At 35.3% G+C, this 20472-nt stretch carries 19 protein-coding genes and 1 pseudogene; all 20 read left to right on the forward strand.

The genetic code is table 11. The features are described 5' to 3' along the window. Window positions 1-259 precede the first annotated feature (259 nt). The 20 genes and pseudogenes from mnmA (at window position 260) to ACRYLU_RS04370 (ending at window position 20465) form a co-directional block, all read left to right on the forward strand. Complete coding sequence (gene mnmA / locus ACRYLU_RS04275) at window positions 260-1390, forward strand: tRNA 2-thiouridine(34) synthase MnmA (RefSeq protein WP_038602767.1); 1131 nt, start codon at window positions 260-262, stop codon at window positions 1388-1390. A gap of 209 nt (window positions 1391-1599) precedes the next feature. After that, window positions 1600-2826 (forward strand): 30S ribosomal protein S1, encoded by a 1227-nt coding sequence (rpsA, locus tag ACRYLU_RS04280; protein ID WP_003132594.1) that lies wholly within the window; start codon window positions 1600-1602, stop codon window positions 2824-2826. 150 nt (window positions 2827-2976) lie between these two features. Then, window positions 2977-3693, forward strand: a complete 717-nt coding sequence (locus ACRYLU_RS04285) for a nucleoside phosphorylase (RefSeq protein WP_038600055.1) — start codon at window positions 2977-2979, stop codon at window positions 3691-3693. Window positions 3694-3821: 128 nt separating this feature from the next. Then, a complete protein-coding gene (pnuC, locus tag ACRYLU_RS04290) occupies window positions 3822-4535 on the forward strand; it encodes a nicotinamide riboside transporter PnuC (RefSeq protein WP_445081282.1) in 714 nt (237 codons plus the stop codon). A 94-nt stretch (window positions 4536-4629) separates the two neighbouring features. After that, window positions 4630-5592 (forward strand): annotated as a pseudogene (uvrC, locus tag ACRYLU_RS04295) (excinuclease ABC subunit UvrC); the annotation flags it as partial. A gap of 48 nt (window positions 5593-5640) precedes the next feature. After that, entirely contained in the window at window positions 5641-6636 is a 996-nt protein-coding gene (locus ACRYLU_RS04300; protein WP_375710658.1) for a hypothetical protein, read from the forward strand. 163 nt (window positions 6637-6799) lie between these two features. Further along, complete coding sequence (gene mutY, locus ACRYLU_RS04305; protein WP_445081283.1) at window positions 6800-7963, forward strand: A/G-specific adenine glycosylase; 1164 nt, start codon at window positions 6800-6802, stop codon at window positions 7961-7963. Between the two features lie 65 nt (window positions 7964-8028). Next, window positions 8029-9447, forward strand: a complete 1419-nt coding sequence (pepV, locus tag ACRYLU_RS04310; protein WP_038600061.1) for a dipeptidase PepV — start codon at window positions 8029-8031, stop codon at window positions 9445-9447. Window positions 9448-9548: 101 nt separating this feature from the next. Next, the gene (acpS, locus tag ACRYLU_RS04315; protein ID WP_003132600.1) at window positions 9549-9908 is read left to right on the forward strand and encodes a holo-ACP synthase; all 360 of its coding nucleotides are present in this window, start codon (window positions 9549-9551) and stop codon (window positions 9906-9908) included. Window positions 9909-9952: 44 nt separating this feature from the next. Continuing rightward, entirely contained in the window at window positions 9953-11056 is a 1104-nt protein-coding gene (alr, locus tag ACRYLU_RS04320; RefSeq protein WP_445081284.1) for an alanine racemase, read from the forward strand. A 160-nt stretch (window positions 11057-11216) separates the two neighbouring features. Beyond that, window positions 11217-11645, forward strand: coding sequence for a Spx/MgsR family RNA polymerase-binding regulatory protein (locus ACRYLU_RS04325; RefSeq protein ID WP_038600070.1), 429 nt, complete (start codon window positions 11217-11219; stop codon window positions 11643-11645). A gap of 136 nt (window positions 11646-11781) precedes the next feature. Next, window positions 11782-13089, forward strand: coding sequence for a dihydrolipoyl dehydrogenase family protein (locus ACRYLU_RS04330; RefSeq protein WP_038600073.1), 1308 nt, complete (start codon window positions 11782-11784; stop codon window positions 13087-13089). 125 nt (window positions 13090-13214) lie between these two features. Continuing rightward, window positions 13215-14132 carry an ABC transporter ATP-binding protein gene (locus ACRYLU_RS04335; RefSeq protein WP_260311693.1) on the forward strand — a complete coding sequence of 306 codons (918 nt, stop codon included), beginning with the start codon at window positions 13215-13217 and terminating at the stop codon, window positions 14130-14132. Beyond that, window positions 14129-15631, forward strand: a complete 1503-nt coding sequence (locus ACRYLU_RS04340; protein WP_015426150.1) for an ABC transporter permease/substrate-binding protein — start codon at window positions 14129-14131, stop codon at window positions 15629-15631. Before ACRYLU_RS04335 ends, ACRYLU_RS04340 begins: the two co-directional genes overlap by 4 nt. Before the next feature lie 262 nt (window positions 15632-15893). After that, a complete protein-coding gene (locus tag ACRYLU_RS04345; RefSeq protein WP_445081285.1) occupies window positions 15894-18326 on the forward strand; it encodes a cell wall anchor protein in 2433 nt (810 codons plus the stop codon). Window positions 18327-18329: 3 nt separating this feature from the next. Further along, on the forward strand, window positions 18330-18995 hold the full coding sequence (locus ACRYLU_RS04350) for a hypothetical protein (RefSeq protein ID WP_445081286.1): 666 nt from the start codon (window positions 18330-18332) through the stop codon (window positions 18993-18995). After that, window positions 18958-19503, forward strand: a complete 546-nt coding sequence (locus tag ACRYLU_RS04355; RefSeq protein WP_445081287.1) for a hypothetical protein — start codon at window positions 18958-18960, stop codon at window positions 19501-19503. Before ACRYLU_RS04350 ends, ACRYLU_RS04355 begins: the two co-directional genes overlap by 38 nt. A 37-nt stretch (window positions 19504-19540) precedes the next feature. Further along, window positions 19541-19702: a hypothetical protein gene (locus ACRYLU_RS04360; RefSeq protein ID WP_182407457.1), complete on the forward strand. Its 162-nt coding sequence runs from the start codon at window positions 19541-19543 to the stop codon at window positions 19700-19702. A 22-nt stretch (window positions 19703-19724) separates the two neighbouring features. After that, window positions 19725-19883: a hypothetical protein gene (locus ACRYLU_RS04365; RefSeq protein ID WP_445081288.1), complete on the forward strand. Its 159-nt coding sequence runs from the start codon at window positions 19725-19727 to the stop codon at window positions 19881-19883. Continuing rightward, complete coding sequence (locus tag ACRYLU_RS04370; protein ID WP_445081289.1) at window positions 19884-20465, forward strand: DNA repair protein; 582 nt, start codon at window positions 19884-19886, stop codon at window positions 20463-20465. Window positions 20466-20472: the final 7 nt, after the last annotated feature.

Here is a 20472-nt window from a genome sequence, read left to right on the forward strand (position 1 = left end):
TTTTTTTGACTACTTTTTTTATTCAAAGGCTAGTTTTTACTTAGGCAATGTGTTATAATATTCCAGTTACCTATTAATGTTCAGCCTTCAACTGCAACATTTACAAAAGTCAGCCTTCAACTGATATTTTGTCTAACTTGAAAACAAAAAATTTACTGACGAAATCGTCTAGTTTTTTTCGTCAGCACTTTTATTTCTTTTCAAAATCAAAATAGAAAGAGATGGTGAAAAATTAATGGATAACACAAATACTCAACTTATGTCTGGTAAGAGTCCAGCACAAACACGTGTCGTTGTCGGAATGTCCGGTGGTGTCGATAGCTCAGTCACAGCTTTGCTTCTTAAAGAACAAGGTTATGATGTAATTGGCGTCTTCATGAAAAACTGGGATGATACCGACGAAAATGGTGTCTGTACAGCCACTGAAGACTACAAAGATGTAGCTGCAGTAGCTGATCAAATTGGCGTTCCTTATTACTCAGTCAATTTTGAAAAAGAATACTGGGACCGTGTTTTTGAATACTTCCTCGCTGAATATCGCGCTGGACGTACCCCAAATCCTGATGTCATGTGTAATAAGGAAATTAAATTTAAAGCTTTCCTAGATTATGCTATGGAATTAGGAGCAGACTACGTCGCAACAGGTCATTATGCCCAAGTTCGTACAGATGAAAATGGTATCGTGCATATGTTACGCGGTGCGGACAACAACAAGGACCAAACTTATTTCTTAAGTCAATTAACTCAAGAACAACTCAAGAAAACAATGTTCCCATTGGGACATTTGGAAAAGCCTGAAGTACGTAAGATTGCTGAAAAAGCAGGACTTGCAACTGCTAAAAAGAAAGATTCAACAGGAATTTGCTTCATTGGTGAAAAGAATTTCAAAAAGTTCCTTGGAGAATATTTACCAGCTCAACCAGGTAAAATGATGACACTTGACGGTATCGAAATGGGAAATCACGCCGGTTTGATGTATTATACAATCGGTCAACGTGGTGGTCTTGGTATCGGTGGACAACACGGTCAATTAACAAGTGACCCATGGTTTGTTGTTGGTAAAGACTTGACTACTAATACCCTTTATGTTGGACAAGGTTTCCACCATGAACACCTTTATTCAACAAGTCTTGACGCAAGCGATTTGAGCTTTACCAGAGAAATGCCAGAAACTTTTGACCTTCACTGTACAGCAAAATTCCGTTATCGCCAAGACGATACAGGAGTAACTATTCACGTTAATGGTGATAAAGTAACTGTTGATTTTGACGAACCTGTTCGAGCAATTACACCCGGACAAGCAGTTGTTTTCTATGATGGAGAAGAGTGCCTTGGTGGTGCGATGATTGACGTAGCCTACAAAGCACAAAAAGTAATGCAATATCAATAAAATATTGACCTGTCAAAGTTCTGACAGGTTTTTTTGAACAAAAAAGAAATGGTTTTCATAACTTGTTGATAATATTTCTGTATATAATAAAATACTTATAACTTTTTTAGTATAAATCGAGAAAAATGCTTTCCCTAAGCGATTTTTTATGGTATAATGTTTTGTAAGGCTGTGTACCAGCCAAATTGTTGGAGGAATTTTTTTTACAAATGAACGAATTTGAAACATTATTAAACAGCGTTGAAGACGTTAAAGTACGTGACGTCGTTAAGGGTGAAATCCTTTCAGTTGAAAACGGGCAAGCAACTGTTGCCATCGTAGGAACTGGTGTTGAGGGTGTCCTTACACTTCGCGAAATCACTAACGATAAAGATGCTGATATCAATACATTCGTTAAACCTGGAGATGTTCTTGATTTGCTTGTTATCAAACAAATCGTTGGTAAAGAAGCCGAAGGTGCAAACGTATATCTCCTTTCATTGAAACGTCTTGAAGCTCGTAAAGCTTGGACTCAATTGGAAGGCAAAGAAGGCGAAATCGTAACAGTTAAAGTTACTAAAGACGTTAAAGGCGGACTTTCAGTAGACTATAACGGTGTTCGTGGATTTATCCCTGCATCTATGATTGACACTTACTTTGTTAAAGATACTAAGAAATTTGTTGGCGAAGAAATCGAAGCTAAAATTATCGAAGTTAACGCTTCAGAAAACCGCTTCATCCTTAGCCGTCGTGCAGTTGTTGAAGCTGAAGCAATCGAAATGCGTAAAGAAGCTTTTGCACAACTTCAAGAAGGCGATATCGTTGAAGGTACAGTTTCACGCGTAACTAACTTCGGTGCATTCGTTGACCTTGGTGGTATCGACGGATTGGTTCACGTTTCTGAACTTTCACATAGCCGTATCAAACGTCCATCAGACGCAGTAAAACCTGGCGATGTTGTTAACGTTAAGATTTTGAAACTCGACCCGGAAGCTGGACGTCTTTCACTTTCACTTAAAGCTACACAACCTGGACCATGGGAACAAGTTGAAGAAAAAGCACCAGTTGGATCAACTGTTGAAGGAACTGTTAAACGCTTGACAGACTTCGGTGCCTTTGTTGAACTTTACCCAGGTGTTGAAGGACTTGTTCACGTTTCACAAATTTCATGGGAACGTGTTGAAAATCCAAAAGATGTTCTTAAAGTTGGTCAAGTTGTGAACGTAAAAGTTCTTGACGTGAAACCTGCTGAAGAACGTATCTCACTTTCAATCAAAGCGCTTGAAGAAGCTCCAGCTCGTCCAGCTCGTAACAACGACAACGACGGTGAAAAACGTGATCGCAAACCACGCGCACCACGTAAAGCAGCTAAACCTTCATACGATTTGCCTGAAACACAAGAAGGCTTCTCACTTGCTGATTTCCTCGGTGAAGACTTCGATATTAACGATTTGTAAGAAAAATTCAAAAATATCCTCTAAAAGACCCGCTGGGTCTTTTTTTGTACATATAAACAGTTAAACTAGCTTTGAATTGTTTGAAATATTTGCTATAATTTAATTGTTTAATAGTTAAGGATTATTTGTTTATTAAAAAGAGAGGGAAAAATGGAAGAAGGACAAGCGCATATTCAATTAAAGAAGACTGATGCTAGACTTGATGCAATTATTGTCGGTGATCCAGCTCGAATAGATCAGGTCGCAAAATTTTTGACCGATGTAAAAAATTTAAAATACAATCGAGAATTTCGCTCAATCTGTGGAACTTATAAAGGTAAGGAACTATTAGTTTTGTCAACAGGTGTAGGTGCACCGTCAGCTGCTATTGCGATTGAAGAACTTCATAATATTGGAGTTAAGAGAATTATCAGAGTAGGTTCTGCGGGTGCTTTACAGTTAGGGATTGATTTAGGAAGTCCAATTATTGGAGAAGGAGCAGTACGAGATGACGGTTTGACAAAAATGTATGTACCCGAACAATATCCAGCAGTTCCATCTACTGATTTGTTAAATAAAGCAAAAGAAATTGCTCCTGATGCTTTTTATGGAATTATTCGTTCTCATGATGGTTTTTATATGGATAATCATGAAGAAACTCAAGCATATTGGTCTAAATTTAGAATTGTGGGCGAAGATATGGAATCTGGTGCATTGTTTACAGTCGGACGTTTACGAGGAATAGAAACTTTATCCATTTTGAATAATGTTGTTGCTTACGGAGGAGATTTACAAGCGGGAGTCAATGATTTAGTTTCAGGAAATGATAAAGTTAATAAAGGTGAGCTCCGGACAATTGAGATTGCTCTAGAAATTTTAAATCGCTAATATAAATATTACTTTTAAATTGATTAGAATTGAAAAATAGAACTGAAATTACCATCATAGTTTAAATTAATAATGCCCTAAGCGATATTCTTGCCTGCATTTAAGCGTTAGGAATAAAAGGAGAAAAAATGACAAAAGATTCTTGGCTTTTTAAGCAACTTTTTGCAAATTGGAAGAAATTTGAAATCACATATATCTTAATTTTATTGTTCTTACAAGTGATTGTTTATATCATTGCCCCTGATTCTTTCATTGGAATGATATCTGGTGTATTTGGTGTACTTTGTCTCATTTATGGGATGAAAGGTCGTAAAATTAATTTTGCATTTGGTTTAGTTCAAACCTTAGCGATGACTTTAATTGCTTATCAGACTCACTCATGGATGAGTTTTGTTATGGGAATTTTTTATGTCTTATCTCAACCTGTGGGTTGGTTTTTTTGGGGACAGGATGATGCTATCCATGAATTTAGACCAAAAACTCGTCGTCTAATTTTTCTAGGTGCTTTTATTGCTTGGTTGGTCGTTTGGGGCATAGATGCCCTATTAAATGGGCAACTTCCTTATTTTGATGCTCTAAATTTAATTATTCCACTCATTGCACAAGTATTGTATATTTTGAAATATAAAGAAAATTGGTCGCTGTGGATTGTGGTTAACACGGCAGCAGTAATTTATTGGACAATTTTAACGATACAATTTATTATGGGAGTAAATACTCAAGGGCAGTTAGGAATGTATTTATCGCAAGTTGCCTTACAAGGAGCCCTGCTCTTCAATGCAGTCTACGCTAATCGAGTTTGGGCAAGTGGTGAAGCTGATAATGAAGGTGGAACTAAATAACAAGTGAAAAGGACTCAAATAAATGGGTCATTTTTTGTTTTATAAACGTCCAAAAGAAGAGCAGCTCCTACATTTTTTTGCTATAATAAACAATATGAATCAAACGATAAAAGCAAAGTTAGAACTATTACCAGATAGTCCTGGCTGTTATTTACATAAAGATAAAAATGGGACAGTTATTTATGTCGGAAAGGCAAAGAATCTTAAAAATCGAGTGCGCTCTTATTTTCATGGTTCTCATAATACCAAGACAGAATTACTTGTTTCCGAAATTGAAGATTTGGAATGGATTGTTGTAGGTTCAAATATTGAATCTTTAGTTTTGGAAATCAATCTCATTCAACGTTATAAGCCTAAATATAATATTATGCTTAAGGATGATAAATATTATCCTTTCCTAAAAATAACAAATGAAAAATATCCTCGTTTGTTGGTCGTCCGTAAAGTTCAAAAAGATGGTGCGACTTATTTTGGACCTTATCCAGATGTCAAAGCTGCCAATGAAGTTAAACGCCTTTTAGACCGAATTTTTCCATTTAGAAAATGTGGACTACACGAGAAAAAAGTATGTTTCTATTTTCATATTCATCAGTGTTTATGTCCAGTAGTTAATCATGTTGATCCTCAAGTTTATAAGGATATGACTCAAGAAGTGAAGGAATTTCTGACAGGTTCTGATAAAAAAATTGTTAAAGAACTTGAAGCAAAAATGATGATTTCTTCTGATAATATGGAATTTGAGCAAGCTGCTGAGTATCGGGATGTGATTAAGGCAATCGGAACTTTAAGAACAAAACAACGGGTGATGAATCAAGATTTGAAAGACCGCGATGTTTTTGGATATTATGTTGATAAAGGTTGGATGTGTGTCCAAGTATTTTTTGTGCGCCAAGGAAAATTGATTCAGCGGGATGTGAATATGTTTCCTTACTACAATGATGCTGAAGAGGATTTTTTAACTTACATTGGACAATTCTATCAAGATAATAATCATATGATGCCAAGGGAAATTTTTATTCCGCAAGACATCGATAAGGAATCTGTGGAAGCAGTAGTTGCAGCTAGCCAAGAGGGAAATTTATTAACTAAAGCTCAAGCTAAAGAAGTGGATGCAAAAGTTTTTACGGCCAAGACGCTTAAATTTTCTGATCAAAAAGATGTTGAGCAATCAATTGTTAAACTTGATAAAGAATTATCAGCCGAAAAACGTTTATCATCACTTTTAGCTAAAACACAGATTGTTCAACCAAGCCGTGGTGAGAAAAAACAATTGGTTAATATGGCAACTAAGAATGCTCAAAGTCAATTACAATTGAAATTTGATGTGGCTGAGCGTGATATTTTGAAAACGACTAAAGCAGTTGAAAACTTGGGTAAAATTTTGGGAATACCAAAACCTGTAAGAATTGAGTCTTTTGATAATTCAAATATTATGGGGACTTCACCAGTATCTGCAATGGTTGTTTTTATTGATGGAAAACCTTCAAAAAAAGATTATCGGAAATATAAAATTAAAACAGTGGTTGGTGCGGATGACTATGCTTCAATGCGCGAGGTGATGACGAGACGTTATTCACGAGCTTTAAAAGAAGAAACGCCTCTTCCTGATTTAATTGCAATGGATGGTGGAGCTGGTCAAGTTAACATTGCCAAGCAAGTTTTAAAAGAGCTTGGGCTATCAATCCCGGTTGCTGGGATGCAAAAAAATGATAAGCACCAAACGTCAGAATTACTTTTTGGTGACCCTTTAGACGTGGTTCCCTTGTCAAGACAATCTCAAGAATTCTTTTTGCTGACAAGAATTCAAGATGAAGTTCACCGTTTTGCGATTACATTCCATAGACAACTACGTGGTAAAAATACATTTTCAAGTAAATTGGATGGTATTGTTGGACTTGGTCCAAAACGAAAACAAAAGTTACTGACAACTTTCAAAAATTTGAAAGCAATTGAAGAGGCAAGTGTACAAGAAGTGGCAGAAGCTGGCATTCCTTATGAAGTAGCAGAGCGTGTGAAAACAACTTTGTCTGGACCAATTCAAGAAAATGAAAATTGGGAATCACTCAAGGATAATGTTCCTCTTTTAGAAGGTAAAAAATAAAGTAATCAAAAGAATTGTCAGTAAATCTGTCAGTTCTTTTGATTCTTGAAAAAACAAAAAAATTACTGACAGAAATTCTGTCAGTAAAATAAAGTAGTTATTGCAAATCTGTCAGTAAATATTTACTGACAAACTAGGAATTAAGAAAGTAATTGGAGAATCGATGGACTGGTCTAAGAATCAAATAAAGGAATTTCAGCAAGATTTACTTTCTTGGTATGATGATAATAAAAAGCCACTCCCTTGGCGAAAAACAACTGAACCTTACAAAATATGGATTTCAGAAATCATGTCCCAACAAACACAGGTTGAAACTGTCATGCCATATTATGAACGTTTCATGAAAAAATATCCGACGATTGAAACTTTAGCTCAAGCTGATGATGCTGAACTTCTAAAACTTTGGGAAGGGTTGGGCTATTATTCTCGCGCTCGTAATCTAAAAATCGCAGCGCAAGAAGTTGTTGATGAATATAATGGAAAATTTCCTGACAATCTAGCCGATATATTGTCATTAAAAGGAATTGGACCTTATACAGCCGCTGCAATTGCTTCAATTTCTTTTGGACTCGCTGAGCCTGCAATTGATGGAAATCTAATGCGCGTGACCAGCAGGCTGTTTGAATTAGATTGTGATATTTCTAAAAGCAGTTCAAGGAAAATTTTTGATGGCTATCTAAGAAAGCTCATTAGTAAAAAAAGACCAGGTGATTTCAATCAGGCGCTGATGGATTTAGGTTCTTTAGTTTGTAGCCCAAAGAGTCCAAAATGTGAAGCTTGTCCCTTACTAAACAATTGTGCAGCGGCAGCGTCAGGAAAACAATTAAATTATCCAGTAAAAACAAAAAAGATAAAACAAAAAGATTTGTATTTTGCAGCCTTTGCCTTAGAAAATTCATTAGGAGAATATTATTTAGAAAAGCGTCCATCAAAAGGCCTGTTAGCAGACATGTGGACATTTCCACTGACAGAATTACCAGCAGCAGATTTTGAAAAAATGGTTACTGACGGTTCTGTCAGTAAAAATATTATCATTCCAGAACTTCCGGAAAGTATTTCAAAAATGGAATATATAGCTAATTTTACTCACATTTTTTCTCATCAAAAATGGCATTTGGCAATCATTAAATTAAAACCAGAAGAGACCTTTGAAGGTGCTGACGAATTATTATCAGAAGACAAAATGTGGGTTCATTTTGATTCAAAAGTACTGACAGAAAATGGCCAACCAAAAGTAAGTCGTTCACAAATTCCACTTGCTGGGCCACAAGTGAAGATGTTTGAGATTTTAGATAAGAAGAATAAGAAAATTGATCTGCTAAAATAGTGGAGTAACCATCGAAACCAAATTTTTGGTATAATAGATAAATATACTACTTCAAGGAGAAGATTATGACAACTATTGATTTTAAAGCCGAAGTTGAAAAGCGTAAAGACGCTTTGATGGAAGATTTATTTAGCCTTTTGCGCATTGATTCTGCAATGGATATGGAACATGCAGATGCTGAAAATCCATTTGGTCCTGGTCCAAGAAAAGCGTTGGATGCGTTCTTGAAGATTGCTGAACGTGATGGTTATACAACTAAAAATTATGATAATTATGTTGGACATTTTGAATACGAAAATGGTGCAAGTGATGATGCAGAAGTTCTTGGAATTATCGGTCACTTAGATGTTGTTCCTGCAGGTTCTGGTTGGGATTCAAATCCATTTGAACCAGAAATTCGTAATGGAAATCTTTATGCTCGTGGAGCATCTGATGATAAAGGTCCAACTGTTGCATGTTACTATGCTCTTAAAATCTTGAAAGAACTCAATCTTCCATTAAGCAAAAAAATCCGTTTTATCGTTGGAACAAACGAAGAAACTGGTTGGGCAGATATGGATTACTATTTTGAACATTGTGAATTGCCATTGCCTGACTTTGGTTTCTCACCTGATGCTGAATTTCCTATTATCAATGGTGAAAAAGGAAATATTACAGAATATCTCCATTTTGCAGGCAAAAATGCTGGAGAAGTTGTTCTTCACAGCTTTAAAGCTGGTCTTGCCGAAAATATGGTTCCAGAATCTGCAACTGCAGTAATTTCAGGCGCTAAAGATTTACAAGCTGCACTTGAAAAATTCGTAGCTGAACATGCAAGCAAAAATCTTCGTTTTGACCTTGAAGAAACTGCTGGAAAAGCGACAATTACACTTTATGGTAAATCAGCACATGGTGCGATGCCAGAAAAAGGTGTAAATGGAGCAACTTACCTTACTTTATTCTTGAACCAATTTAATTTTGCTGATGGTGCTGCTGCTTTCATTAAAGTTGGAGCTGAAAAACTTCTTGAAGACCATGAAGGTGAAAAGTTGGGAACAGCTTATGTTGATGAATTAATGGGGAATACTTCAATGAACGCTGGTGTTTGGTCATTTGATGAGAATTCTGAAGGTAAAATCGCGCTTAACTTCCGTTTCCCACAAGGAAATAGTCCAGAACGTATGCAAGAAATTCTTGCTAAACTTGATGGTGTTGTTGAAGTTGAACTTTCAAAACATCTTCACGTTCCACATTATGTTCCAATGTCAGACCCACTTGTATCAACATTGATTGATGTTTATGAAAAACACACAGGCCTCAAAGGTTATGAAACAATCATTGGTGGTGGAACTTTTGGTCGTCTTTTAGAACGTGGTGTTGCTTATGGTGCGATGTTTGAAGGGGAGCCTGATTCAATGCACCAAGCTAATGAAATGAAACCTGTTGAAAATATTTATAAAGCGGCAGTAATTTATGCTGAAGCAATTTATGAACTTACAAAGTAATTTATAAAATTAAAGAGTTTAGTGACTAAACTTTTAAGGGTTTAAAATCTGGCATAATCTGCCAGATTTTAACCTTTTATTCCATAAATAGAGGTGGAAAAATGGTTTTTGGAACAGGTGTTGATAATGTAGAGCTTTCTCGAATTCAAAAAGCACTGACACGTTCTGAACGTTTTGTGGAACAGGTTCTTACGGCAGTGGAATTAGAAAAATATAATAGTTTTCAATCTACCGCTCGTAAAACTGAATTTCTTGCGGGACGTTGGGCAGCAAAAGAAGCTTTTTCTAAAGCTTACGGTACGGGATTTGGTAAGGCTTTGGGCATGCATGACCTTGAAATCAAAAATGATGAATTAGGAAAACCCTTTTTTACTAAACATCCTTTTGATGGACAGGTTCATTTATCTATCTCGCATAGTAATTTAGAAGCTGTTGCTTTTGTTGTTTTGGAAAAGAATTAAGAAGTAATAAAAATTTTTGCTTAAACTAGAGGAAGGTTTAAAAGATGAAAACTTCTCCACATCGCAATACGTCAGCCATTGTTGACTTAAAGGCGATTAGAAATAATATTGAAAAATTTAAAAAGCATATTCACCCTAATGCGGAAATTTGGCCAGCAGTGAAAGCAGATGCTTATGGTCATGGCTCGGTTGAGGTTTCTAAGGCGGTGAGCGATTTGGTAGGCGGTTTTTGTGTATCAAACCTTGATGAGGCAATTGAATTACGGAATCATTTGGTAACTAAACCAATTTTAGTTCTATCAGGAATTGTTCCAGAAGATGTTGATATTGCATCTGCTCTTAATATCAGCCTTACTGCCCCAAGTTTAGAATGGCTAAAATTGGTTGTTCAAGAAGAGACAGAACTTTCAGATTTAAAAATTCATATCGGTGTAGATTCTGGTATGGGTCGGATTGGAATTCGGGATGTTGAAGAAGCGAATCAGATGATTGAACTTGCTGATAAATATGCGATTAATTTTGAAGGGATTTTCACTCACTTTGCGACCGCCGATATGGCTGATGATACAAAATTTAAAGATCAACAGGCAAGATTTAACAAAATTATGGCCGGCTTATCACGTAAACCAAAATTTGTTCACTCAACTAATACAGCCGCTGCTTTATGGCATAAGGAACAGGTTCAAGCTATTGAACGCTTAGGTATTTCAATGTACGGCTTGAACCCAAGTGGTAAAACTTTGGAACTTCCTTTTGAAATCGAACCTGCTCTCTCTTTAGTCTCTGAATTGACTCATATTAAAAAAATAGCCGCAGGCGAAACAGTTGGTTACGGTGCAACTTATGAAACAAGTGAAGAAACATGGATTGGAACTGTTCCAATTGGTTACGCTGATGGTTGGACCCGTCAAATGCAAGGCTTTAAAGTACTTGTTGATGGAGAATTTTGTGAGATTGTTGGTCGAGTTTGTATGGATCAAATGATGATAAAACTTGATCAATCTTATCCTCTAGGAACAAAAGTTACCCTGATTGGTCGTGATAAGACTAATGAAATCACGACGACAGATGTTGCTGAATGGCGTGGAACGATAAATTATGAAGTGCTTTGTTTACTTTCTGATAGAATCAAACGAATTTATAAATAAAATGAAAAAAACTGTATTTTTGCAGTTTTTTTCATTTAGGTTAAAAATAAATTAATTCCTAATCTTTTTCTCATGATGCCCTTTACAAATTATCTTTTTATGGTAAAATGTAATTAAGAGATAAATGATAAAGCCATAAGAAAAAGATGAGGTGAACACTATGATAAAAATATACACAGTAGCATCTTGTAGCTCTTGTAAAAAAGCAAAAGAATGGTTGGAGAAACAAGATCTTGCTTACCAAGAAATAAATTTGGTTACGAGTCGAATTTGTAAGGAAGAGATATTAGAGATTTTAGCATTGACTGAGGAAGGAACTGGAGATATCATTTCTAGAAGAAGTCAAGCTTATCAACGATTAAATATTGATTTTGAAACGATTAAATTAAATGATTTGATTCAAATAATTGAAGAAAACCCAACGCTCTTACGTCGCCCTTTAATTGTCGATCATAAGCGACTACAAGTTGGTTACAACGATGATGAGATTAGAAAATTTTTACCAAGAAAAAAGAGAGAGATTCAAATTAAAGTCGCAACAGAAGCTTCTTATAATTTGGATATTGAAGAACAATTTCATGAAGGATAATTCAGTAGTTAGGCTACTGAATTTTTTTATATAAAGCAAAATAGTTTATTATTTTAGAGAAAAAAAGTAGAATTAAGCTAAAGTGTTATATCATGAGTACATTTTAAAGATTTAATAATATTTAGGAGGCTAAAGAATGTTTGATTATATTATTATTGGTGCTGGACCTGGTGGACTAGGATTAGCTTATCGTTTAAAAACTAAAGATAACAAAATCGGAATTATTGAGAATGATAAATGGGGAGGAACTTGTCCAAACTATGGTTGTGACCCAACAAAAATGATGATGGCAGTTGTGGAAGCCAAAAGTCGGGTTGAACAGTTAAAAGGGCAGGGGATTTCTGGTGAATTAAACATTGACTGGAAAGGGCTGAAAAGTCGTAAACTAAATATTACTGACCCTTATGAAAAATCAACTTTTACTGGTTTGAAAAATGCTGGGATAGAAACAATATATGGCAGTGCCGCTTTTAATGACCAAGGAGAGCTTGAAGTTGAAGGGAAAACTTATCAAGCTAAAACTTACATTATCGCAACCGGAAGCCGCCCACGTCTTTTAGATATTGCTGGAAAAGAATTTTTAAAAACAAGTAATGATTTTTTAGCGCTTGAAGAATTTCCCGCTCAAATCAGCTTTTTAGGAAGTGGTCCAATTTCTTTAGAATTGGCTCAAATTGCTAAAGCGGCTGGGAGCGATGTTACTATTATTTCACGTAAAAAAGCGAGTGTTGCTCATTTTGATGAAGAAATGGGGCATGAATTTATTAGTTACCTTAAAGCTCAAGGTATTAAATTTATCGAGGATATTTCTGTAGATAAAGTCGAAAAAGTTGCTGACGGATTTTTACTGACTGATGGGACTGATTTTGAACATAAAACAGATTTAGTGATTGCGGGAGTAGGCCGTCAGCCAAATAGTGATAAGCTAAATTTAGAAAAAGTAGGTGTCGAAACGGATGCTAAAGGCATCAAGGTAAACGAATATTTACAAACAAGTAATTCTAAAATTTATGCGATGGGAGATGTACTTTCTAAAAATCAACCTCATTTGACGCCTGTTTCTTCTTTTGAAGGAGCTTATTTAGGTGAAAATTTAGTTAAGGATGAACCACAAAAAATTGCTTATCCAGCAATTCCTACAATCATTTTTGGAACGGCAAAACTGGCTGAGGTTGGCCATATGTCAGGTGAAGGGCTTCATACTAAGGCTTTAGATTTAAGTTCTTGGTATACTTATAAAAGAATTAATGACCCCTTGGCAAAATTAAAAGTTGCACTCAATGAAAAGCGAGAAATCGTGGGGGCATCAACGGTAAGTTCAGTGGCTGATGAAGTGATTAATTTAATTAATATTTTAATTCAACAAAAAATGACTTTGGCGGATGTTGAAAAAATGATTTTCACTTATCCAACAGTGGCTAGTGATTTAGAATATTTTTACTGACAGAAAATAAATTACTGCTGATACTATAATAGTAGAAACAATGAGTTACGGCAGAATAAAATTTTTACTGACAGACTTTATTTCCAAGCTGTCAGTAAATTTTACTGATAGAAATGAGGACATTCATGATTGAATTCCAGAATGTGTCCAAGGCTTTTGCTGACAAAAAAATTCTTGATCATGCTAATTTTACAATTAAAGACCAAGAATTTTTTGTGCTAGTGGGGCCTAGTGGAAGTGGGAAAACGACCACTTTAAAAATGATTAATCAATTAGTCACTCAAAGTGAGGGAAAAATATTAATCAATAATGAAGAAATACCAACGGCAAATTTACGAAAATTGCGCTTATCTGTGGGCTATGTGCTGCAGCAAATTGCTCTCTTTCCTAATTTGACTGTCTCAGAAAATATTGCTTTAATTCCTGAAATGAAGGGGTGGGATAAAGCAAAAATTGCTGACAGAACCAATGAGCTACTTGATTTAGTTGGTTTGAACCCTAAAGATTACGCTCAACGCCAACCTAGTGAATTATCAGGTGGTGAGCAACAGAGGGTAGGAATTTTACGAGCCATTGCCGCAAATCCCAAAATTGTCTTAATGGATGAACCTTTTTCAGCACTTGACCCAATTTCACGGCGTCAATTACAAATATTTATCAAAGACCTACAGAAAAAAATGAATTTAACAGTGGTCTTTGTGACACATGACTTAGATGAAGCACTCTATTTAGCTGACAGAGTCGCTGTAATGAATGATGGATTAATCCAACAAATTGCTGAACCAGCAGATATCTATCAACATCCGGCAAATGATTTCGTTAAAACATTTTTTAAAGAATACCGTCAGAATTTATCAACGGTTTCTGTTGAAAATTTATTACTGACAGAGCTGTCAGTAAATCCAGAAGCCCAAGAAGTTGCTGACAATACAGCTATTTCGGAAATAATTAATCGTCTTTCTGATAAGGAAGTTTTAAAATACAAGGGCAAGTCGATTTCCTCAGATGATATTATATGCTATATCGCAGGAGGTGACAAATGAATCAGTTAATTTCAACTTTTCAAAGCCAGCAAGGCCAATTTTGGCAGGCGCTTTTAGAACATATCCAGATTTCATTAATATCAATTTTTATTGCAATTCTGATTTCGATTCCTTTAGCTTTATTGCTGCGACGTCTTCCCAAAATTGCTGAACCAGTTTTGCAAGTCACTGGAATTTTTCAAACTATACCAAGTTTGGCACTGCTAGGACTCTTGATTCCATTCATCGGAATTGGAAGTTTACCAGCAATTGTCGCTCTTGTTGTTTATGCGATTTTCCCTATTGTTCAAAATACTTATACTGGTTTAGAGCAAATTGAACCTTCTTTAATCGAAGCTGCAACAGCATTTGGGATGAATCGAAGAGAACGATTGATGAAATTTGAGCTCTCATTAGCGATGCCCTTTATCATGGCAGGAATTCGGACGAGTACAGTTATGGTCATTGGTACCGCAACACTAGCTGCTTTGATTGGTGCTGGAGGTTTAGGGAACTTTATTCTACTCGGAATCAATATGAATGATGTTTCATTGATTTTAATTGGAGCAATTTCGTCAGCACTTTTAGCGATTATTTTCAGTAGTCTTTTAAAATTTTTAGAAAAAGCCAAGATAAAAACAATTCTCATCAGTTTTTTCATTGGCTTACTCGTTCTTGGAGGCTCTTATTATCGACCTCAAACTTCTAATCATCCACAAATTACAATTGCTGGTAAATTGGGAGCAGAACCTGATGTTTTGATTAACATGTATAAACTAATGATTGAAAAAGATAGTAATATTCGCGTGAACTTAAAATCTAATTTTGGTGATACCACTTTCTTATATAATGCTTTGAAAGCTGGAAAAATTGATTTATATCCTGAATTCACAGGAACCATTACTTCAACATTTTTGAAAGATCCAGTGAGTTCAACTGATCCTAATGTCGTTTGGCAAAAGGCAGAAGAAGGAATAAAAAAACTTAATCAATTTACATATCTGTCCCCAATGAAATTTCAAGATACATATGCAATTGCCGTCAAATCTGATTTTGCTAAAGAGCATCAGCTCACCAAAATTTCTGATTTAGCGAATGTTTCAGGTTTAACTGCAGGCTTTGACGTTGAGTTTGCTAATCGTTCAGATGGAAATATTGGTTTGAGAAAGCTTTATGGTCTTGATTTAAATGTCAAAACCATGCAAAATAGTTTAATTTATAAAGCACTAAATTCTGGTGCTGTGAATGTCGCTGAGGTTTATTCTACTGATAGTCAAATCAAGCAATATAATCTGACTGTCCTGAAAGATGATAAAAATCTTTTCCCACCTTACCAAGCAGCACCATTGATGAAAGAAAGTTTATTAAAAAAATATCCTGAACTCAAAAAGATTCTCAATAAACTGTCAGGAAAAATTACTGACCAAGAGATGATTGAGATGAATTATGATGTTAATGTCAAACAAGAAGATGCTGCAAAAGTAGCAGAAAGATATTTAAAATCTAAAGGATTGATTTAAAAGAAAAGGTCATTTTATAATGGCTTTTTTTGCTTTAGATGATAAGAAAAAGCAAAAGCGCGTGTAAAAGTGCAAGAATATGATGATTTGGTGCTTTAGTGAAATAGCAGCCTACCACTTTTGGTGGGCTTTTTTGTATTCTAAAAGTCTTGTTTTTAAATTAAGTTAAAATAATTACTTTATTTTTACCAAAATTTCTAATTAAGCGTATAATGTTAAATAATCAGAAAACAAAAAATATTCACTAAAAGGAGGTTTTGCATTGGAAAATCAGAAAAAGCACTTTCAGATGAAGTCATCAAGTAAATTTTGGTTACTTAGCACTGGAATTCTTTTAAGTTTGTTTGTAACTAGTCAGCCTTTAGCAGTAAAGGCTGATGAAAATTTGGCTGTTAGCCCACCAAGCCAAACTGAAGCTGTCACCAATCCAACTGTAAATTCTTCTCTTGCCGCATCTGATTCGACAACCGAAGGAAATACAGGAAGTTCACAGGCAGAAACGCGAACTAAAGAGGCAAACTCACTAACTTCGCAGGCAAGCACAACCCTAAGCGCCAGTTCAGTTTCATCATCTTCAACCAGTTCGGCTCAGACTTCAAGTGAAGAAACAGGCTCTAATTCTTCAGAGGTTTCAGCTTCATTGATTTCAAAGGCCTCAACTTCAAAAGCCCCAAGTGTTCCCCTTGATTCATCAAAAGCAAACGTCACAATTGCTTCAAGCCTGTCGGCGAGCGGAACAATCATAAATCCTGCTCTCACAAATGGTTCAATTGCCAGTCAAGCCAATGGTCAAGACCCTGCAATAAGCACTATTGAAGCGACCGGTTCAGTCGCAAATGACATTACAGGACCAGCCACGCTAGATGGTATCAATATTACAATCAAGGCTAACAACCTTGTGCCCAATAACTTTTTAACGCCTGATGGTCTTCATTGGTCGGCAAATACAGAGGTTATTCCAATCACAGGTCAAACAACAGGTCAAATCAGTACTGAAAACTTTGGACAAACGGACGGCCCGACCATACCTGCGACCACTTATACTATGAATGCAGGAGATTCTGGACGAATTACTAATGTTGGAAGGACCCTAGCCGGAATGAATCTAGATTTGATCTACAAAGTCATTTCAACAGATGAATCAAGCTGGCAAGCCCCCGCAGAAAGTACGTCTGACTGTCCGATTGGATTGGCTTTTACAGGCGAACAAAACATTACCAACTCCGACGGAAACTCGATTGTCGCCCTCTACTACGGGGCAAATAATGTCACCCTCAATTATCAAATTGTCGCCCATAACACGAATTTTCAAATCCCTGTTCTCGCCTCTTTTATCACAACGGATATTGATATGGCACAAGGAGTCAAGACCAATCTTGCTAACCTTTTAACGGTCATTCCAAAGACCACTAATCTTGCGACCGATTCAAGTGGTGTTATTTATGATACGACAAGCCCTGATAGCGACTTGAATGGTCAAGCTAGTCTCCCTTATGGTGGTTATCTGGGTGTCGGTTTTCTCTCTAACTTTGACTATGATTTTTATAGTCCAGCACCAGTACGTAGTGGAGATTCTTATCAATATTCGCAAGGGGTTCGCTATGACCTCTTTGGTTCAGCGCTTCAAGCACATTTGACGACCCAAGTCAGAGATATTGTTTATCTTAACTATTATGATGCGGACGAAAACAATCAGCTTATCGTTCCCCAACATCAATTTATCTGGTTTCCAAATGTTTCTTGGAATGTTCCAGCCAGTAAATTCCCACATTATGCTTATGGACAAGAAAGTCAGCACAGAAATGGGAGCACAATAATAGTTGGTGATTATTATCATATCCAAAGTACCGTCACTTATGATTATTATGGTACGGACGGTATTTATCTAGGACAACAATCAATCACGGGGCTTTATAACAAGCCATATTCGGTCAATGTCCCTTATAACTTTGGTAATTACTACATCGAAGGAAGCACCACAGAGTCAGGACTTTATCCGAAAACTGATGAAACGTTAGATGTTTACTACAAATATGTGCCACCGATTGTTTACTATAACACGAGTAATCCTTATGCGACGACTTATTATGCCAATGGCTATGAGTATGTGCCAAATTATATTTTACCTGTGGTTTATTATGCACCAACTTATGATAGTTATGGTTATGGTGGAGGCTACTATTACTCTGGAGGTTATGCTTATTCATCAGGTGGATATAGTAGTTCTAGCGGAGCCTACTATCCAAATTATGTCCCACAATCTGCCTATTATTCTAAAGAAGCTCAACTTGTAGCAGAAGAAGGTGGGAATAATTCATCTAAAGTAAATTATTCCACGGATAAAGAAGATAACTCACTTTTGAATTTTGGAGAAAGTGTATGGTCTTCTAGTTTGGGAGAAAGCCTAAAAAATGTGACACGATTTGCTCCTTGGCAAATAAGTAGTTTTGTGGACTATGGGACACAGATTGTATCGGGAGAGGATGAAAATGATGCTCTAAATAAAACGGCTGTTCATGCTGGACTGAGTGCGGTGGGAGATGTAGCAGGTGGATATGTTGCAGAAGAAATTGGAGGAATGCTTGGGACTGCTCTTGCTCCTGGGGTTGGTACAATTATTGGAATTGGAATAGGTGCGGCTCTTGGTGTTGGTTTTGATTTTATTTACGATAAAATTAAAAAAAGAAGGAGGTAGATAATGGTAAATATAGAAAAGAAAAGTTCTATCTTTGATTCTCATAAACAATTTTTATATGAAGAAGTTGGGAAGAGATATTACATTGATACACAGACCTTTCAGCTTTTTTATATAAAAACTGAGATTAATAATTCTTCTTCAAATCAGAGGAAAAATTTTGCTCAATTTTCAGGGATTCTAGCAACTGTTCTTGGAGTGTTAGCACAATCGATTATTTCTTCACCAACTTATCTGGTAAAAATATCTTTAGTTTTAGGAATGGTTATTTTAACAGTTCTTATCACTTCTCTTTTATATTTTGTTGAGAGAATGTTTGATTATCCAAGATTTAAAGACTTGGATAGAGGATTAAAAGCTTGGAAATACAAAGCTATTGTGTTGGTGCCCGAAAAAAAGTTGAGGATACTTAGAGAAGTGAAAAAGCATATTAGGATAGTTATATTAATCTGTTTGTTTTTCTTAATCTTAACTCCAATATTTGGAGGACTATATGTTACAACTTCAGAACCTAGACTGTTTATTCTATATGGTATTGTATTTTTTCTGTTCACTTTACTCTTTCCATATTTAATTTTGGCAATTAAAAAAGCAAGAATTGTTGCTATATGGGAGAAAAAAACAAGAGAAAATGGTAATTTCAGAAAAAATATTTCTACTGACAAATGAGGGCGTTGACTATTTTATTGATACTGAAACTTACCGATTATTTACTGATTCAGAACAAAAGACTAACAATGTTCCTCAGTTAGTGGGTGTATCTGGTTCGATAGCAACTGTTTTGGGAATAATTTTTAAAGGAAATATTCTTATGATTAGCCCCACAAATAAAATTATAGTTGTACTGTCAATGTGGCTTATCATTTTTATTTCTTCCATTCTTCTGCCAATTTATCAAGCAAAAAGAAACAAGAAGGTTATTTCTAGTGGCAGGCTTGTTGTCAAAAAAAATGACAAAGTATATGACGCTTATCTGTTCAATAAGATTTATAAGGCATCAATATTTTATATAATCGCTTGGATTGCTCCTCTTATAATGATATTTATGTCAATTTATTTTATTGATTATTCTAATATTATTTTTTTAGTTGCACTTGTTGTAATGATGATTTTAAGTTCAATTTCGACGACATTTATCATAACAATTCCTAAACGTTACAAGCTGCTAAAAAAATGAAAAAGGAAGGAATTTTTTAAAGAGTTTTTTCCGAGAAATGAAAATGAAAGAAGAGAGTCTATTTTTAGGAAAAATAGACTCCCCATTATATGACTCTATTGGTGAAGAACTTTCTGAGGTTTTGTTTAGTGATTTTGAGAAAGTTGATATAGTCTCAGTTGAAGAATATTTAATGAGGCAGTATTTGAAAAAAATGTAAATATTTAGGTGGAAAATAAAAGATGTTTGAGCCAAAACTATGGATTAAACCAACAAACACAAAGTGGCTTGTTGAGGATAGGAGAAAAAGAGAAAAAAGAAAGCGGGCAAAAATAAGGGTAAGAAGAAAGAAAAAAAGAAGACACATGAAAAGAATGGGAAAGGAGTTTCAAAAAAAATGAATGAAGGATAGAAGAAATGAGAAAATGGCGTACAATGATAGCTCAGAAAATTTAGACGATATATTTTTGACCAAAGATAAAAATAAATCTCTTAAAAATAACGAGAAGACGAGTGAAGAAAAAGCCAAAAATGCTGAGCAGATTGTGGCCAATTTAAAAAATATGCAAGAGCCTATAAAGAGATGGAACGAAGGACATAAGAATGAGGTTCATTATGAAAGAAATGGACTCGTTAGCTTTGATAGTCTTACTAAACAAAAGCCAAGAAAAATTAAAAGAGGAAAAAGCTATCAAGTGTTTATGGAAAATATAGATATTTATCTTGATTCTAATGAGGTTAGATTAGAAATAAAAAAACTGCTTCAAGATACTAAAGATTATTTACTTCAAGGAGTCTTTGATGTTTTTGATGCTAATCGTTATCTTAGAGGTAATATTTATTTTTTAGTTCATCAAGGGAGTCAATTAAATGATTATGAACGAAAGATTCTAAAATCATTTAAAAATAAATCATATTTAAAAAATATCATTACAATCATTAGTATTTGTGTGATATCATACTTAATCTTTAAGTATATTTAAGTGATAA

The organism is Lactococcus sp. KTH0-1S (assembly GCF_052544945.1).

Coding starts and splice junctions, on each gene's coding strand:
- mnmA (WP_038602767.1), top strand. CDS start 260: ATGTCTGGTAAGAGTCCAGCACAAACACGTGTCGTTGTCGGAATGTCC.
- ACRYLU_RS04370 (WP_445081289.1), top strand. CDS start 19,884: ATGAAGGATAGAAGAAATGAGAAAATGGCGTACAATGATAGCTCAGAA.
- pepV (WP_038600061.1), top strand. CDS start 8,029: ATGACAACTATTGATTTTAAAGCCGAAGTTGAAAAGCGTAAAGACGCT.
- ACRYLU_RS04325 (WP_038600070.1), top strand. CDS start 11,217: ATGATAAAAATATACACAGTAGCATCTTGTAGCTCTTGTAAAAAAGCA.
- ACRYLU_RS04330 (WP_038600073.1), top strand. CDS start 11,782: ATGTTTGATTATATTATTATTGGTGCTGGACCTGGTGGACTAGGATTA.
- mutY (WP_445081283.1), top strand. CDS start 6,800: ATGGACTGGTCTAAGAATCAAATAAAGGAATTTCAGCAAGATTTACTT.
- ACRYLU_RS04360 (WP_182407457.1), top strand. CDS start 19,541: ATGAAAATGAAAGAAGAGAGTCTATTTTTAGGAAAAATAGACTCCCCA.
- alr (WP_445081284.1), top strand. CDS start 9,953: ATGAAAACTTCTCCACATCGCAATACGTCAGCCATTGTTGACTTAAAG.
- acpS (WP_003132600.1), top strand. CDS start 9,549: ATGGTTTTTGGAACAGGTGTTGATAATGTAGAGCTTTCTCGAATTCAA.
- ACRYLU_RS04285 (WP_038600055.1), top strand. CDS start 2,977: ATGGAAGAAGGACAAGCGCATATTCAATTAAAGAAGACTGATGCTAGA.
- ACRYLU_RS04335 (WP_260311693.1), top strand. CDS start 13,215: ATGATTGAATTCCAGAATGTGTCCAAGGCTTTTGCTGACAAAAAAATT.
- pnuC (WP_445081282.1), top strand. CDS start 3,822: ATGACAAAAGATTCTTGGCTTTTTAAGCAACTTTTTGCAAATTGGAAG.
- ACRYLU_RS04365 (WP_445081288.1), top strand. CDS start 19,725: ATGTTTGAGCCAAAACTATGGATTAAACCAACAAACACAAAGTGGCTT.
- rpsA (WP_003132594.1), top strand. CDS start 1,600: ATGAACGAATTTGAAACATTATTAAACAGCGTTGAAGACGTTAAAGTA.
- ACRYLU_RS04340 (WP_015426150.1), top strand. CDS start 14,129: ATGAATCAGTTAATTTCAACTTTTCAAAGCCAGCAAGGCCAATTTTGG.
- ACRYLU_RS04355 (WP_445081287.1), top strand. CDS start 18,958: ATGGTAATTTCAGAAAAAATATTTCTACTGACAAATGAGGGCGTTGAC.
- ACRYLU_RS04350 (WP_445081286.1), top strand. CDS start 18,330: ATGGTAAATATAGAAAAGAAAAGTTCTATCTTTGATTCTCATAAACAA.